Here is a 15,067-nt window from a genome sequence, read left to right on the forward strand (position 1 = left end):
TTCATCGAACTCAGGTTAGATAAATTCCTGTTTATTTTATAGTTACTGAAAATAACTTTCTGATGATTTTTATGGATCTTCAGAGGAATATCTTTTTTTTTGTATGGAGAAAAATTTCATATCAAGAATTATGATGTTTTATTTGCCGAATTGAACATTTTATTTAGACCAAAAAAGCTATAATAATGGTCTATATCATTGTCATTCAAAGAGTTCAGAGAAAACGATGGCCCCTTTAGATCAAATTGCAACAGCATCGGATGACCAGTCAGAGTTAACGATGTCGGTTCTTATGACGCCAGATATGGCGAACTTTTCAGGAAATGTACATGGTGGAACAATTCTGAAATTATTGGACCAGGTTGCTTATGCTTGTGCGAGTCGCTATTCGGGTAGTTATGTCGTAACCCTGTCTGTAGACAAAGTAAATTTCAAAGAACCGATTCATGTCGGTGAGCTGGTGACTTTCCTGGCAAGTGTGAACCATGTAGGTCGTACTTCCATGGAAATTGGCATTCGTGTAGAAGCACAAAATATTCAGAAACGTACTGTACGCCATACCAATAGTTGCTACTTTACCATGGTCGCTGTTGATGAAAATGGTAAGCCTAAACAGATTCCACCGCTGAATCTGGACAATGACTGGAAACGTTGCCGTTTTGAAGCGGCTGAACAACGTAAAGTTGCCCGTCTGCAGGAAAACCATCATCCTTCATGCAGCATCTATAAAAAATCAGCGCATAGTTAAGTACTAAACTTAATTCGCTTATTAAAGAGGCCTTCAATGTGAGGCCTTTTTTTTGCCTAGAAAATCATTCAACTCTGGTTTAAGCTTCTTTTTTTAATCTAATATGAAACGATACGTATCGTTTCGTTTTTTGGTTTTAAGCATGAGTGAAGAAGAAAAATGTTCACGGCGTCAGCACAGTATTCTGCAGGCAGTTTCGGATGCACTGGCAGAAGGTGAATATCATCAGCTAACTATAGAAGATGTGGCTGCACGGGCAGGGGTTGGCAAATCTACGATTTACCGCTGGTGGAAACATAAATCTGAATTGGTACTAGATGCTTTCAAGCAGCGTACAGCAGGGGTATTTGAACTGGATGCTTCACAGAGCCTGCGTAGTAATCTGGTTCAACAGCTAACTTTGCTAGTTCAGGCGCTTAATCATCCGGTAGGCCGTGCTTTGCTGGTCGTTATGGCCAATCATCGGGAGCTGGCTGCAGACTTTTTTCAGCAATATCTATTACCACGTCGAAAACAAACCCATCAATTGATTCAACAGGCCATTCAACGTGGAGAATTACGTGCGGATTATCCTTTTGATCTGATGCTGGACACTTTATATGGGTCGATTCATTACCAGATCATTTTCTTCAACCGCATGCCGGATGATCAATATATCCAGAATCTGGTAGATATGGCCTTAAGCCCAGCTTTGATTTCTCCCCGAGTTTAGTCAATTCTTAAATTTGCTTTAAAAGTTGCGTGTTATGTCTGCTAGTCCTGAGCGCTTATGGAATCGCTCCTTTTTTCTGTGTTTATTGAACAATCTGTTCCTGTTTATCTATTACTTTGCCTTACTGACCATTCTGCCGGTTTATATCATGAAAGATCTGGGCGGATCAGTCAAAGAAGCAGGTTTGGCTTCGACCCTGTTCTTAGTTTCATCCATCGCCGTTCGACCTTTTTCAGGCATGAGCATTGAGAAACTCGGCAAGAAATTGGCAATGCGCGGAGCCGGAGTTATTTTTGCCTTGTTTGCCTTTAGTTATCTGCTGGTCGATAGCATGTGGTCATTATTGGCAGTACGTTTCTTACATGGAGTTTGGTTCAGTATTCTAACGACGGTCACCGTTCCTGTCGCGAATGAGTTTATTCCGGAATCTCGTAAAGGTGAGGGCATGGGCTATTTTGTCATGTCCACCAATCTGGGCGTGGTATTTGGTCCATTACTGGCCTTAACCGTGGTTCAGTTCACCAGCTTTAAAGTGCTGTTTGGCTTGCTGTGATTATCTCTATCGGCTTGATCTTTTACTTCATGCTGAAAATTACCGAATTAGCAAAACCTCAGATCAAAATAGCTGAAAAATCACAATTCAGCCTGCATGACGTTATTGAAGTCAAAGTGCTGGCGGTCAGTTTTGTGGCTCTGCTTACGGCTTTTGCTTACTCCAGTATCATGAGTTTTATCACGCTCTTTAGTGAAACCAAGCAGCTACTGGCCTATACCGGCATCTTCTTTATTGTTTTTGCTGCCTCAATGTTGTTGGTACGGCCTTGGGTGGGCAAAATTTACGACCGTAAAGGGCCAAGTGCAGTTATCTATCCTTCTTTATTTTCTTTGCGATTGGCATGATGATCGTCAGTGTCATGTCCAGTCAGTGGACTATGTGGCTGTCTGCAGTATTTATTGGAATTGGTTACGATTCATTATTTCCATGTTTACAAACGCTAGCGATTTCAATCTGTCGAAAAACAGCGTATGGGCCATGCAATTTCTACCTTTTTTGCCCTGTTTGATATTGGACTGGCAGTGGGTTCAGTAGTGATGGGTATGATCATTGCACAATACGGTTTTGAAAAGACTTATATGTTCTGTGCAGTGATGGTGATTTTCACTTTATTGATCTACCGTCAATATGTCGCTAGGAAACGCCCTTCGATTTCAGCATTTTTACCGGAAGAATAAAATGGAATTAAGACATTTTCGCTATTTTGTTACAGTGGCTGAAGAGCTGAATTTCACCCGGGCAGCTGAAAAACTGAATACTGTTCAGCCTTCACTCAGTCAGCAGATTAAGGATTTGGAGCGGGAAGTGGATGCGCAATTGCTGGAGCGGAATAACCGCAAGGTTGAGCTGACCGAGGCTGGAAAGGCTTTTTTAAAGGAAGCTCTGTTGAGCTTAGAACATGCAGAACGTGCCGTGCAGGCAGCCCGTCAGATCGCACATGTACATAAGGGTCAGCTGAATATTGGCTTTGTGCCGGTCGCGGAAATGAAAATTTTTCCTTATATCATGCCGAATATCCGTGCACATTTTCCTGAACTGAAAGCACTGTTTCATAGCCTGACTGATGCAGAACAGTTTAACGCGCTGAGACAGGGTAGTATTGATATTGCCTTTACCTGTTATAGGGATCAGTCGGGTGAGTTTGAATCCGTTCAGATTTTTGATGAGCCACTGACGCTGATTGTGCCGAAAAATTCTCCGGTCGCAGAGATGCCTTATGTCAGCATCAAGAAGTTTGAAAATCAGGACTTTGTGATTAGTGATGAACAGGCCTCACCACAGCTGCATAAGATTATTGATGATTTCTTTAGGCAGGCGAAACTGAACGTGAATGTGGTGCAGTATTCCACCAATATTCTGCTGAATGTCAATCTGGTGGGCATGGGGGTTGGCTGGAGTCTGGTACCCGCTTATGTGATTCCTTTACTCGGCGATAATATTGTGGTGAAGAAAACGCTGGAACCTTTACCGATGATTGCTCTCTATGTCAGTTACCGTAAAAATAACCAGCATCCTGCGATTGAGCTGATTCTGAAAGTGCTCAAAGAAAAGTTTTGTGTAGATCTCTTTAAGTAAATTATTGATCTTCCATAAATGAAATGTGCTACAGAAATGATCTGTAGCACATGCTTTTTAATTGCAAAAGAAAGTCGCTTTATACTGAAATTCAAAAAATAAGAAATCGGTTGAAGCAGAATGATGAAGCTCTATAACAACCCTCAGTCACGCGGCATGACCTTGCTGCCCATACTTAAAGAACTGCAGATTGAAGATCAGCTTGAGCAGGTGGAAGTTCCTTTTAAAGATATGCATCAACCTGAATATCTTCAGATCAATCCGATGGGTAAAGTTCCGTGTCTGGTTGATCAAGGCGTCGTAATTTCAGAAATGGCGGCTATTATCATCTATCTGGCAGATAAGTATCAGGACAAAGGATTGGCACCCGCTTTAGATGATCCCAAACGTGGTGCTTACTTAAAATGGATCTTTTTCTGTCATGGGCCACTCACTGAATATATCGATGTAAAAAATTTACTAGTACCCCAAGAACAGATTGAAAAGGTCCGAACCAGTTTAAGTTTTGGTAACGAAGCCGCGGTATTTGATTTTCTTCAACGAGGCTTGTCGCAGGCCAAGCCTTATCTTTTAGGTAAAAAAGTTTCTGCTGCAGATTTATATGTGGCCTATTGTCTGATCTTCGCAATTAGTACAAAAATTTTGCCGCCGTTGGAAGAATTTAAACCTTTCCTACAGCAGATGGCGCGTCGTGATTCTCTCAAAGATATTTCATGGTTTGAGCAATACCGAACTTAGCTTCTATGTTCATCTATAAATAGGAAACCACGCCGTAACGTGGTTTTTTGACTGAGGTCAATTATTTGACATGGAGCTTGTTAAATAGCGCCTGACTTGTGCTTTCCATAGATTGAGGAATTGCTAGGGCAGCCACGAAGCGGTCTGGACGCAGGATGACGATAGAGTCTTTGGTCTTACCGAACCAGGTACGAATGTCCGTACCGATATCACCAATGGTGATCACATCTTCATATTGCTTACGATGTTGATTAGACAATTGAACTGCAGAAATGACTTGGATAAATCTTACGCCAAGTTTTTTCCACTGTTGTATCGTTTGCTTGCTTAAACCCCATTTCGGATTTACACCCTAGGCAATGATGGCGAAGTCATTGCCAATCACTTCATCGAGTAATATATTTTCACCAGACTCCAGTTTCACCTGCGGCTGAATAAACATCTTGCCGACTGGAGAGTCTTTCTGAGTATTGGCCAGCAGGGCACCATCATGATACTTCGGCATTGGCTTAAAGCGCATTTCCAGCAGGTACTGTTTGATTGGCTTGATATAGTTCAATGCGTAAGCAATACCGTCACGAACAAAGCCTTGCCATTTTTTTGGTGGCGCAAGAACGTGGCCTGCCATCACTGAAAGATCGATCATCGCTTTGGCATGATCCTTACGTTCTACTTGGTAAAAGTCCAGTAATTCATGACTTGCTTTACTCTGGATCACCAATGCAACTTTCCAGGCTAGGTTAAAGGCATCACGCATACCGCTGTTATAGCCTTGGCCTTGCCATACCGGCATGATGTGTGCAGCATCACCAGCAAGCAGAATACGGTCAGCACGGAACTTATCTGCAATACGTGCATTGTGGGTATAGACACGTTGACGAATCACTTCGATTCCATCGGTATTTGGTAAAACTTTAGATAGTAGTTTGGCAATATTTTCCGGTTTGCTGAGGTCTTCCTGAGTTTCGCCTGGCATGACCATGAACTCGAAGCGGCGAATGCCATGCGGCAGGATAGCCGATACATACGGACGTACCGGGTCACAGCATAGATAAATATGTGGGGTTGCCAATGGGTCATTATCGATATCAATCACGATCCACTGGTTCGGTGCAGTTTCACCTTCAAATGGAATATTGAGGGTACGACGTACATAAGAGTTTCCACCATCACAAGCAATCAGGTACTGAGCATGTATAACTTCTTCGCCACCGTCTTTAGTTAGAACCTTTAAAGTTGCACCCTCAGCATCCTGGCTGAAATGAGTCAAATGACGCGAGAAAAGTACTTCAGTTTTTTTATATTGTTTGAGGCCTTGCAGCAGAACATTATCTACTTGTGGCTGAATGAAAGCATTACGGCGGGAGAAACCAAATTCACGAGTCAGTGGCTGAATGTCTACGAAGCAACGGCCTTTGGGTGTCAGGAAGCGCATGGCATGATTAGGTGTGGTATGCGGCAAGACCTGATCAACCAGTCCCAAAGATTGAATAGTACGCAAGGATTCATCATCAATGCCGATGGCATGCGGATAATCGATCAGACTATCTAGCTGTTCAACTACAGTGACCTGTACGCCCTGTTTGCTCAGGTAGTTTGCAATCGTTAAGCCTACCGGGCCAGCACCCAAAATCGCCACTTCAGTGGTGTAATTTGTATTGCTCATAGCGAATGTCCATTCAATCCATTCAGGATTGAGACTATTAAGGAACAATCAATAGCGCTAAACAAGCTAGTCCATAGTAGGTCATGTCTATCAAAAAGATTTGGTTGAAAAGATTTTAATTTTAATAAATTATTGATAATAAATGATAATATTTAAATCTATTCATAAGATGAATGAATCCTATGATCATTTTTGGCTATAGTGAACAGCCTATAACATATAAAAAAGCTGAATCACGCAGTTGCATGATTCAGCCTCAGTCTACATCCGGCAGCATAGATCGAACCTACTGGAGATTTACTGCACGAGATGTTGCTTTAAACCTGATTAACGAGTCGATGTCGACTTAGTCGTTTTTTTACCATCTTTGTCTTCTGTAGCAGCTTCAGACGCAGCAGGCTGGTCAGCAGGTCCAGCCGTGGTTACATTCGGATTTGGGTTATTCGTTGCAGGAAGTTCCTGAGTTGTTACAGTGACTTTCTGTTCCTCAGTGGTCTTCGTGTCAGTGGTATTGTTTGCTGCAAAACTTGTAGCTGCGGCTGCAGTAAGCGTTGTTGCAAGTAAGATTTGTGCATATTTCATGTTGAGCATCCTTTTTATTACATTTATAAACTGCCGAATGACCATCACATCAATCCGGCAGGAATTCATCCTAAGCATGAAAATTTTACGGAGCAAAGTAATTAACAAAAGCCGCACGAAGCTGTTAACCAAGCAAATACAATCATTGGAAATTTGTTTTCTTCTGTTAAATGTATAGGAAATTTTTAGCTGGAAATGTGTGTAAATATTTCAAATATAGCGTTTAAGTGCACCAGTTAAGGGCTAAAAAGTACTTACTACAAACTGTTATTTTTATTTGCACTGAGATAAATAGGATTTACTCATCCAAAAAATGAACACTTTTGCAAGAGTCCAGTGCTCTATAATAGTCAGGTTTACTACTTCTAATTCTATCTTTGAGAATCAATTTTGAAAGTTCTTGCCGCTCAGCAGCCTATTCCTGTACACATCATTTCCGGATTTTTAGGTGCCGGTAAAACCACTTTATTAAAATATTTACTGAGCCAGAAACCGGAGCAGGAAGTCTGGGCTGTGCTGATGAATGAATTTGGTCAGATTGGCGTCGACCAGCAATTACTACCTCAGGATCAGGGCTATGCAGTGAAAGAATTGCTGGGTGGCTGTTTATGTTGTAGCAGTCAGTTGCCGATGCAGATTGCTTTATCCCGGCTATTGTCAGAAACCAAACCGGACCGGCTATTTATTGAACCTACAGGACTCGGACATCCCGGACAACTGCTGGAACAGCTCACTGAACCACATTGGCAGAGTCATTTAAAGATGCAATCTTTGGTTACCGTGGTGGATGGCTCACGTTTACATGATCGGGACTGGACGCATCAGAACCTGTATGCGGATCAGCTGAAAGTTGCCAATATTGTGGTCATTTCCCATGCTGATTTGATGACTGAAACTGATCATGCTGCTTTAACTGAACTCAAGTCTGAGTATCAGCCATATGCCCAGCACTGGCTGATGATAGAAAACGGAAAGCTGGATATTGAGCAAATCAAACAGGATTATCAGGGTATTCCACGGCAGATCCAGCCACTGCTCAAGCAACAGCGCCAAATATCTGGAGAGGTGCTGGCTGTCGTACATCAGTTGCCTTATCATTATGTTGAAAGTGCACAAGGCTATCAGGTGGCAGGTTGGAAATTGCCGAAACGCTGGCAGTTTGATTTTTATAATCTGCTGGATTTGCTTTGTGAGCAGCAGGACTGGCTCAGAATCAAAGGGATTTTCAATACCAATCAGGGCTGGAAAAGCTTTAATTTCAATCCTGAACAGTTTAATTATCAGTCTGCCGAAGAAGGTATTGATAACCGGGTAGAAGTGATTTACCAGACCTCACGTGACTGGCTGGAATTTGAAACTGCTTTAATGCAATGCCGGATTGAGCAGGAAAAATAGCTTCGAATCTGTGTATAGAAAATAGCTAGATAAGACGAAATCTGTCCAGCAAAAAATCAATAAATCTTATATGCTAGGCGCCAAATTTGAGGATTGTGTTATGGCGCTTAAAGCAACGATTTACAAGGCTGACCTGAATATTGCCGATATGGATAACCATCGTTATGAAGACTATCAGTTAACGATGGCATTGCATCCTTCGGAAACTATTGAACGTCTAATGGTGCGTGTTTTGGCTTATGCACGTTTTGCTGGCGAGGCGCTTGAATTTACCAAAGACCTGTTTGAGACTGATGAGCCAGCGTTGTGGGAAAAAGACCTGACTGGCCAATTATTGAAATGGATCGAAGTGGGTTGTCCTGACGAAGATAAAGTCAAGAAAGCCAGTGCGCGTTGCAAACAGGTCGCAGTAGTCGCTTATGGTTCTTCAGTTGATGAATGGTATAAACGTAATTCCAAGTTAAAAACGCTGTCAAATGTTGAGGTCTGGAAAATTTCAACCGCCAGCACTGAAGCGGTACAACAGTTATGTGAACGTACCATGCAGCTGCAACTAAATATCATGGATGGTGAATGGACCCTGATCGGTGATCAGGCCCAAGCTGTAATTGAGTGGGAACAGTTACAATAACAACTCACAAGGATGCAAGTTTCGACTTGTGTCCTCGCCCCAATATTTCGTATATCTGGAGAGAATAATAAGTCCCAGGGACGAAGCATGTATCATGAACTTTATGATTTGCTGTTAGCAGTCGTGATTGGTGCGGTTATTGGAGCGGAACGGGAATATCATAGTAAATCTGCCGGACTGCGCACCATGATCATGGTCAGTCTGAGTTCCTGTCTATTTACTATTATTTCCTTAAAAATCGGCGTCGCCAACCCAGACCGTCTGGCAGCCAATGTCTTAACTGGCCTGGGTTTTCTGGGAGCCGGAGTGATTTTAAAAGATGATAACCGGATTTCTGGGATTACCACTGCAACCACAATCTGGATGACAGCTGCACTGGGCATGGCAGTTGGTGCTGGCTATGAACTGTTAAGTGTCTGGGCAACGGTGATCGTGCTGACCGTACTGGTTCTACTGGTCTATGTACAACGTGGGATTGAGCATCTGAATCAAGAACGTAATTATGAAATTGTCTGTCCTTTTGAGCAGCATGAGCCGGATCATTATGAAAAACTGTTTAAACAATACAAATTAAAAGTCATCCATTCCAGCCAGCAAAAAATCGACCGGCGGATCACAGGCCGCTGGATCCTGATGGGTTCGGCTAAAAATCACCAGAAATTAACCCAGTATTTATTACAGGATAAGAAGATTCAGGAACTCAGCTTTTGATCCATTGGAGCTAAAGTCTGAGGAATTTGGCTCAATCGTGTTTATACTAGGGCTATTTGCAAAATGAAGGATATTGACGATGACCAAAGAACTAGAAATTATTGACCTGGTGGTGGGTGAAGGTAAAGAAGCGGTAAAAGGTGCACTGATTACCACGCATTACACTGGCTGGCTGGAAGATGGAACCAAGTTTGATTCATCGCTGGATCGTGGTAATTATTTTGAGACGGTCATCTGCACTGGTCGTGTGATTAAAGGCTGGGATCAAGGTATCATCGGCATGAAAGTGGGGGGCAAACGTAAGCTGATCGTACCTGCCCATCTGGCTTATGGTGAACGTAAAATGGGGAACATTATCCCGGCAAATTCCAACCTGATTTTTGAAATCGAACTGTATGACGTTAAAACACGTGACTGATATTATGTGACTTTCTGAACAGTACAATATGTCAGGAATTCAGCAGCAGGATAGCTCGTCGGTTATCCTGCTTTTTATATGAAAAATCATTGGCAATATCCAACATTCCACGTACATTAGAATTAATAACAGTAGCTACAGGATGGCCTTTTTGCTCAGGTTTAGGGGGATTATGCTGATATTGGCATCGTGGTTGATGCTGATATTTTTGATGGGGACTACACGGATCGTGTGGGCTCAATATGATGCTGCTCCAGAATCTTATTTCCTAGCTCATCAGAATGAGGTCACCGAACTAAAATTTGATGAAGACAGTACCACCTTGTTGCAAGGCAAATGGCAGTTCTATCCACGTCAGTTCATTGAGCAACCAGATCCTGAACTCGAATCACAAGTAGTTGAACTTCCAGCTTCATTCAAGAGTCTCACCGGAACCAATGCCACTTATGGCACTTTTATTAGCCATTTTAAAATTCCCAAAAAATTTATCGGACAACGTTTAGCGATTCAGATTCCGAGTCAGTATGGTGCTTATAGCATTTATTTAAATGGGGATATCTTGCTGCGTTTTGGTAAAATCAGTAAAACCCCGACAGGGCAGGTGACTGAAAAGGCACCTAAGATCGCATCTTTTGTGCCACAGAATGAATATTTTACCTTAAGTATTCAGGTTTCCAACTATACTAATTTACATGGCGGACTAGAAAAGCCTCTGAAAATTGGCCCCTCTGCGACCATTAACCGACAGTTTATGTTGCAAATGCTGAGTATTGCTTTGGTCTGTGGCACAGTGCTGGGTGTAGGACTATTTACCATTTTATTTTCCCTGTTTCGCGGATCTGTGGAGCGAAATAGCCGCAGTGTATTTATTTTTGGCTTATTTATTATTTTTTTGGCACTGCATAATCTTTTTTCTGCGCCACATCCATACGCCATTGTAAGTAAAATCAGTTGGTTATGGGGCGCTCGTCTAGAATATCTGTTCACTTTTCTGGCAATCTTATTCTTCCTGAGCTACATGTACCTGTTTAAGCCACGTTATATCCGACGTTCAATTTATTACGTAGGTGCGGGATTACTGATTTTTAATATCGCAGTAACCTTGTTTAGCACACCAGAAGTTTTTGAGCGTCTGGCTTTGTATAGCGTTATCTATGGTCTGGTGATACTGGGTAATTTTATTTACGGGTTTTATGTGACACTTTCTCAAGGAGATGAATATTCGTTCACTAACCTGTTTGCCATCATCTTTCTGTGTGTGACCTTTCTTAATGATTATCTGGTATTACTGAATGTAATTGAGAGCGTGCATCTGTCATTTATTTCGACCAGCCTGTATGTCTTGATCATTATGTTTCAACAATCTCGTAATTATGCCCATCAAACCTACCATACCGAGCGACTGAATAATAAATTAATGATCTTGAACAGTTCACTGGATCAGAAAGTCAAAGCACGTACCGAGCAATTACGTGAACTGAATGCCAAACTCGAACATCAGGTGAATATTGATGCTTTGACGGGTGCCTTTAACCGTCGTGCTTTAAATGACCAAATCCAGCAGCAGTTTTTATACTGTCAGCAACATCCACACAGTACACTGATTTTTGCCATGCTCGATGTCGACTATTTTAAAAATTACAATGACTATTATGGGCACTTAAAAGGAGATGAAATTTTACAGAATCTGGTCAAGGTCATTCAGACGGTACTCCCTGAATCCGCGTATTTAGCCCGTTATGGTGGAGAAGAATTTGCGATTCTACTCACTGATGTACCTGTTCAGGCAGCCTTAGAGTTTCTGGAAAAAGTCTTGCACAAGATTCGCGAACAGCAATTTGAACACTTAAATCGAACAGATGATAAATCTTATGTCACGGTCAGCATGGGTATTTCCTGGATGGATCAAACACATCCCTATCCAGATATTCATGCACTGATGAAAGCGGCAGATGTGCAGTTATACGCGGCTAAGCAAGCAGGGCGAGATCAACTTAAAATGGCATGAAAAATTTTTAATTTTAAAAAGCGTATTTATATAAATGATAATTTTCTTCATTTTCCGATTGATGATTCGGTGAGAAAAATCCATTTTTTTGATAATAACTTAAAGCTGTTTGAGTCGATTGGACTTTAATTTTATGGATATTTTTACGCACTAAGGATTTGTGCATCTGATCAAAAAGCTGGGTGCCAAACCCGAGTCGCTGGAAACGTGCAGCCACATAGTGCATCAGGATTTCTCCAGTGTCACTGACCAGCAAAAAGCCGACAATCTGATCATTTAAAATATACACCCAGCAGTCGTTATAAAGCATTTCCACAATCAGCTGGGCGTGATTAAACTGCTCCAGCCAGCGTTGGATCACGCTGTCTTCACGTTGATGATCCAAAATACAGGATTGAATACTGTCGTGGATGACCTGAATTATTTGAGGTATATCTTGAATCTTCCCTTCACGAATCATAATTTTATTCATTTACTCGACCATAAAGAGGGACCTTTTATTTGAAGGAAAATGCTCAAAAAAACAAATACCAATCGTGTAGCTTTTTGAGTGCATTTGCTAAAGAATCCAGAGTTGATGATCGATTCTGTAGTGATTTGTCTGATTTATTTATCCTGATCAATATTGGCTTTCTGGATTCATTCTAATTTTTAACAAAATTTTAGATCCTTATTTCAAATTGAATACTGGGAAATAAGGCTCAACCGAAGAAAAAAATCCAAGAAGATCTAAAAAAATCCTTAAGTTTGCTGTACAAAAAATAGACTTGTGTTAAGTTGGAAGAAGATCGCCAAATCAAGAATTGGCAGACCGTGATAAAAATAAAATTAACTACACGAGATGATCAATGATTCTTAAATTCCTGATTTTTTCATGTCTAGCCCTGATACTGTATGCGACCTGGTTTATCGGCATGAAAATCTATAAAACCCAGCGGTATGTAAAGAGTAAACGTGTCGAAAAAGAGGATCCGATTTCCAGCAGTACTGAAGAGAGTCAACCTGAGTCTCAGGAAACATTGCATGTGGTCGATGCCTATGAGCTGGAACTGTTTGATGATGTGGCGCAATTATTTTTCCAACATCAGGTTCAGATTCAGGATCGCAATGAAGCAGAGCAGTTACAGCAGGAACTGCTCCGTAAGATGCCGATGCATACCGGTACACAAATCCGTCAGATGGATTTAGGCGAATGGTCAATTTTCTGGAATTTTTATGATCAGTCACTGGAATATTATGTCGGCCGTTATGGGGTATTTTATGCCCATGTCGACCGTTTCGGCGAGGAACACCGTCAGGAAATCAGAACCGATATTCAACAGGCACGTTATGCTTAAGCAGCTAAATGCTTAAATACCCTAGAGACTAAAATCAAGCTGCATTTTTGAGTTGATGTAATTCACTGAACTTGGCGAGCACTTCGTCCCAGAGCTGTTCTGCGCCCTGACGGAAATAACCCATATGTCCAATGTGTTTGAGTCCATAATCGGTCGCCTGAATATCAATATAATGCAACGAGGCCTGACGGTAATGTTGTATAAAGGCTTGTCTGGATTTAGGTAAGGCCCAGGCATCATCGAGTGCGGCTACGGCATAAATAGGTGTTTTTACCGCGGCATAATGGGCATGTAGGTCTTTCAGTTCAGGATCGGCAAAGAAATAGGTTGGATTTTTGCACCATTTGCGCCACTGACGATAGACATCACGCGGTAAGTCGGCGCCCATATTTAAACGACTCCATGGCAAATAGCCTGTCACCGCTACCATCGGTGGAAAAACAATATTCCAGATTACCTGAACCTTGATTCTTTCAGTTAAAGGCATATAACCATGCCAGCCAGCACCGGTGCCAAAGCAGTACATTGCTTCAATGCGATCATGATATTTACTTAATCCCAAAGCCTGCCCGCCATAGGAGTGGCCAATCATATAAATATCCAGACCGGTTTTGCTCAGATAATCAATCGCAGCGCTGAGATCATATTGTCCCCAGTCTAAATAGGACATTTTAAAATTCTTTAAACGTTTGGGTGCAGAATCAGCCACCCCACGATAATCAAAAGTCAGTACCTGAAAACCTGCTCGTGCTGCATATTCGGCAAAGCGCCGGTAAAAAGCTTGGGGGACACCCGTTGCGCAGGCGATGACAATATTGGCTTTGGCATATTCACTGCGGTAAAGCTTGCCGGTTAAGGTATAGCCATCTTCTGCCAGAAACTGCACGGTTTCGACCTGAACTTTTCCTTGTTGCATGCTGGATATCCTTATACGTGGATTGAATGAGGGGAGGTGAATCTATATTATTTTTAATCTGATCTAAGCCATGATGTCAAAACTCACGAGTCGTAAATGACATCTATGCTTACCTATATGGCATGTAATCGCCTCATACAAAAGGAAGGGCTGCCTCATGCTGATTGATTTTCATCAGGCACAATTACAGAAATTTATGGCTTTAGCGACTCAGGTTGAAGCTGAACCGGAACACTATTTACAGTTTGATTCCGTTTCTGATTTTTATAAGGCCAGCTGGTTAAAGAAATTTCCTGCGGGTACGGTCTGGTATGCTTCCGGCCTAGATGATGGGGCAGAAGAATTTCATGCGGTCATTAAGTATCGTGAAGTTCAGCTTTTACTCAGTTGTGGACCCTGTATATCTGCGAAAATTGCCTGGAAATATTGACCTCAACGCCAATTTTTCTCAATAAAAAAATAATGACATCCGATGTAAAATTGACTTAAATAGCTTATCTTCTCTGTCAGATGATTCATTTGACTTAATTTGAGTCCATAACCCCTAATAAAAATAAGGAAAATAGATATGGCCCACCAGTTTACCGTAAACGCAATTATTCGCGGTGTTTCGATTGATGAGTTTAAACGTCTGGCAAATGACATCAGTTTGCATGAAGCGGTTTGTCATCGGATCCCTGCTCAAAATATGGAAATTCTGGTTTCAGAAAAGCAGGGACATCTGTATACTCTGAAGCGTGCCTACAATCTGGATGTCAAAATCCCAGATATTGCCAAGAAACTGCTGAAAGATGCGTTTCGCTTGCAGCGTACCGATGTTAGCAATCTAGAAGAAATGACTTCAGTCGTGGAACTAGGTGCCAATCTGCCGATTGAAGCTAAATGTCAGCGTGCCGTTACAGGTGATGAACAGCAGATTCAGTTCCAGTTGAACTGGACGGTGAATGTGAAAGTGCCTTTGGTCGGTGGCATGCTGGAAAAACATGCTGAAGGCGAAATCCGCAAGTTCAGTGAAATCGAGATCAGCATTGTAGAAGATGAGCTACGCAAGAATCTGAAAGCTTAAGCTCGTAT

Annotated in this window: 15 protein-coding genes and 2 pseudogenes; 13 read left to right on the forward strand and 4 right to left on the reverse strand. The window is 41.9% G+C overall.

Annotated elements, in window-relative coordinates; translation table 11 throughout:
• Window positions 1-226 precede the first annotated feature (226 nt).
• From B3143_RS13300 to B3143_RS13320, 5 genes and pseudogenes are all read left to right on the forward strand, one after another.
• Window positions 227-748 carry an acyl-CoA thioesterase gene (locus B3143_RS13300; protein ID WP_004784949.1) on the forward strand — a complete coding sequence of 174 codons (522 nt, stop codon included), beginning with the start codon at window positions 227-229 and terminating at the stop codon, window positions 746-748.
• A gap of 142 nt (window positions 749-890) precedes the next feature.
• Window positions 891-1,460 carry a TetR/AcrR family transcriptional regulator gene (locus B3143_RS13305; RefSeq protein ID WP_034701724.1) on the forward strand — a complete coding sequence of 190 codons (570 nt, stop codon included), beginning with the start codon at window positions 891-893 and terminating at the stop codon, window positions 1,458-1,460.
• A gap of 34 nt (window positions 1,461-1,494) precedes the next feature.
• Window positions 1,495-2,693 (forward strand): annotated as a pseudogene (locus B3143_RS13310) (MFS transporter).
• 1 nt (window position 2,694) lies between these two features.
• Complete coding sequence (locus tag B3143_RS13315) at window positions 2,695-3,591, forward strand: LysR substrate-binding domain-containing protein (protein WP_034701721.1); 897 nt, start codon at window positions 2,695-2,697, stop codon at window positions 3,589-3,591.
• 123 nt (window positions 3,592-3,714) lie between these two features.
• Window positions 3,715-4,329 (forward strand): glutathione S-transferase family protein, encoded by a 615-nt coding sequence (locus B3143_RS13320; RefSeq protein ID WP_034701754.1) that lies wholly within the window; start codon window positions 3,715-3,717, stop codon window positions 4,327-4,329.
• A gap of 61 nt (window positions 4,330-4,390) precedes the next feature.
• Here B3143_RS13320 and B3143_RS13325 read toward each other — a convergent pair.
• Both B3143_RS13325 and B3143_RS13330 read right to left on the reverse strand, forming a co-directional pair.
• Window positions 4,391-5,995: pseudogene (locus tag B3143_RS13325) on the reverse strand (bifunctional 3-(3-hydroxy-phenyl)propionate/3-hydroxycinnamic acid hydroxylase).
• Between the two features lie 327 nt (window positions 5,996-6,322).
• Entirely contained in the window at window positions 6,323-6,577 is a 255-nt protein-coding gene (locus B3143_RS13330; RefSeq protein WP_034170131.1) for a hypothetical protein, read from the reverse strand.
• Between the two features lie 390 nt (window positions 6,578-6,967).
• Here B3143_RS13330 and B3143_RS13335 point away from each other — a divergent pair, with 390 nt between their 5' ends.
• The 5 genes from B3143_RS13335 to B3143_RS13355 all read left to right on the forward strand — a co-directional run bounded on the left by B3143_RS13335 (window position 6,968) and on the right by B3143_RS13355 (window position 11,740).
• A complete protein-coding gene (locus tag B3143_RS13335) occupies window positions 6,968-7,972 on the forward strand; it encodes a CobW family GTP-binding protein (protein WP_034701718.1) in 1,005 nt (334 codons plus the stop codon).
• 100 nt (window positions 7,973-8,072) lie between these two features.
• Entirely contained in the window at window positions 8,073-8,603 is a 531-nt protein-coding gene (locus B3143_RS13340; protein WP_034701715.1) for a YaeQ family protein, read from the forward strand.
• 87 nt (window positions 8,604-8,690) lie between these two features.
• Complete coding sequence (locus tag B3143_RS13345) at window positions 8,691-9,314, forward strand: MgtC/SapB family protein (RefSeq protein WP_034701713.1); 624 nt, start codon at window positions 8,691-8,693, stop codon at window positions 9,312-9,314.
• Between the two features lie 79 nt (window positions 9,315-9,393).
• The gene (locus tag B3143_RS13350; RefSeq protein ID WP_286740908.1) at window positions 9,394-9,732 is read left to right on the forward strand and encodes an FKBP-type peptidyl-prolyl cis-trans isomerase; all 339 of its coding nucleotides are present in this window, start codon (window positions 9,394-9,396) and stop codon (window positions 9,730-9,732) included.
• A gap of 172 nt (window positions 9,733-9,904) precedes the next feature.
• Window positions 9,905-11,740, forward strand: coding sequence for a sensor domain-containing diguanylate cyclase (locus B3143_RS13355; protein ID WP_034701701.1), 1,836 nt, complete (start codon window positions 9,905-9,907; stop codon window positions 11,738-11,740).
• 13 nt (window positions 11,741-11,753) lie between these two features.
• On the opposite strand, the gene B3143_RS13360 is transcribed toward B3143_RS13355, so the two are convergent.
• Window positions 11,754-12,200 carry a GNAT family N-acetyltransferase gene (locus B3143_RS13360; RefSeq protein ID WP_034701751.1) on the reverse strand — a complete coding sequence of 149 codons (447 nt, stop codon included), beginning with the start codon at window positions 12,198-12,200 and terminating at the stop codon, window positions 11,754-11,756.
• A gap of 391 nt (window positions 12,201-12,591) precedes the next feature.
• On the opposite strand from B3143_RS13360, the gene B3143_RS13365 reads away from it, so the two are divergent.
• Complete coding sequence (locus tag B3143_RS13365; RefSeq protein ID WP_034701748.1) at window positions 12,592-13,077, forward strand: hypothetical protein; 486 nt, start codon at window positions 12,592-12,594, stop codon at window positions 13,075-13,077.
• Window positions 13,078-13,111: 34 nt separating this feature from the next.
• Here the strand turns inward: B3143_RS13365 and B3143_RS13370 are convergent, their stop codons facing one another.
• Window positions 13,112-13,993: an alpha/beta fold hydrolase gene (locus B3143_RS13370; RefSeq protein ID WP_034701698.1), complete on the reverse strand. Its 882-nt coding sequence runs from the start codon at window positions 13,991-13,993 to the stop codon at window positions 13,112-13,114.
• Between the two features lie 157 nt (window positions 13,994-14,150).
• Between B3143_RS13370 and B3143_RS13375 the strand changes: the two genes are divergently transcribed.
• Window positions 14,151-14,423 (forward strand): hypothetical protein, encoded by a 273-nt coding sequence (locus tag B3143_RS13375; protein ID WP_034701695.1) that lies wholly within the window; start codon window positions 14,151-14,153, stop codon window positions 14,421-14,423.
• 138 nt (window positions 14,424-14,561) lie between these two features.
• Window positions 14,562-15,059 carry a DUF2505 family protein gene (locus B3143_RS13380; protein ID WP_005236909.1) on the forward strand — a complete coding sequence of 166 codons (498 nt, stop codon included), beginning with the start codon at window positions 14,562-14,564 and terminating at the stop codon, window positions 15,057-15,059.
• Window positions 15,060-15,067: the final 8 nt, after the last annotated feature.

Source organism: Acinetobacter sp. UBA1496 (genome assembly GCF_002324975.1).
In the GTDB taxonomy this organism is placed as follows: domain Bacteria; phylum Pseudomonadota; class Gammaproteobacteria; order Pseudomonadales; family Moraxellaceae; genus Acinetobacter; species Acinetobacter variabilis.

What these genes read in the sequence shown, in the direction of transcription:
- B3143_RS13345 (WP_034701713.1), top strand. Translation starts at nt 8,691, where the DNA reads ATGTATCATGAACTTTATGATTTGCTGTTAGCAGTCGTGATTGGTGCG.
- B3143_RS13355 (WP_034701701.1), top strand. Translation starts at nt 9,905, where the DNA reads ATGCTGATATTGGCATCGTGGTTGATGCTGATATTTTTGATGGGGACT.
- B3143_RS13340 (WP_034701715.1), top strand. Translation starts at nt 8,073, where the DNA reads ATGGCGCTTAAAGCAACGATTTACAAGGCTGACCTGAATATTGCCGAT.
- B3143_RS13305 (WP_034701724.1), top strand. Translation starts at nt 891, where the DNA reads ATGAGTGAAGAAGAAAAATGTTCACGGCGTCAGCACAGTATTCTGCAG.
- B3143_RS13375 (WP_034701695.1), top strand. Translation starts at nt 14,151, where the DNA reads ATGCTGATTGATTTTCATCAGGCACAATTACAGAAATTTATGGCTTTA.
- B3143_RS13320 (WP_034701754.1), top strand. Translation starts at nt 3,715, where the DNA reads ATGAAGCTCTATAACAACCCTCAGTCACGCGGCATGACCTTGCTGCCC.
- B3143_RS13300 (WP_004784949.1), top strand. Translation starts at nt 227, where the DNA reads ATGGCCCCTTTAGATCAAATTGCAACAGCATCGGATGACCAGTCAGAG.
- B3143_RS13330 (WP_034170131.1), bottom strand. Translation starts at nt 6,577, where the DNA reads ATGAAATATGCACAAATCTTACTTGCAACAACGCTTACTGCAGCCGCA.
- B3143_RS13315 (WP_034701721.1), top strand. Translation starts at nt 2,695, where the DNA reads ATGGAATTAAGACATTTTCGCTATTTTGTTACAGTGGCTGAAGAGCTG.
- B3143_RS13360 (WP_034701751.1), bottom strand. Translation starts at nt 12,200, where the DNA reads ATGATTCGTGAAGGGAAGATTCAAGATATACCTCAAATAATTCAGGTC.
- B3143_RS13370 (WP_034701698.1), bottom strand. Translation starts at nt 13,993, where the DNA reads ATGCAACAAGGAAAAGTTCAGGTCGAAACCGTGCAGTTTCTGGCAGAA.
- B3143_RS13350 (WP_286740908.1), top strand. Translation starts at nt 9,394, where the DNA reads ATGACCAAAGAACTAGAAATTATTGACCTGGTGGTGGGTGAAGGTAAA.
- B3143_RS13380 (WP_005236909.1), top strand. Translation starts at nt 14,562, where the DNA reads ATGGCCCACCAGTTTACCGTAAACGCAATTATTCGCGGTGTTTCGATT.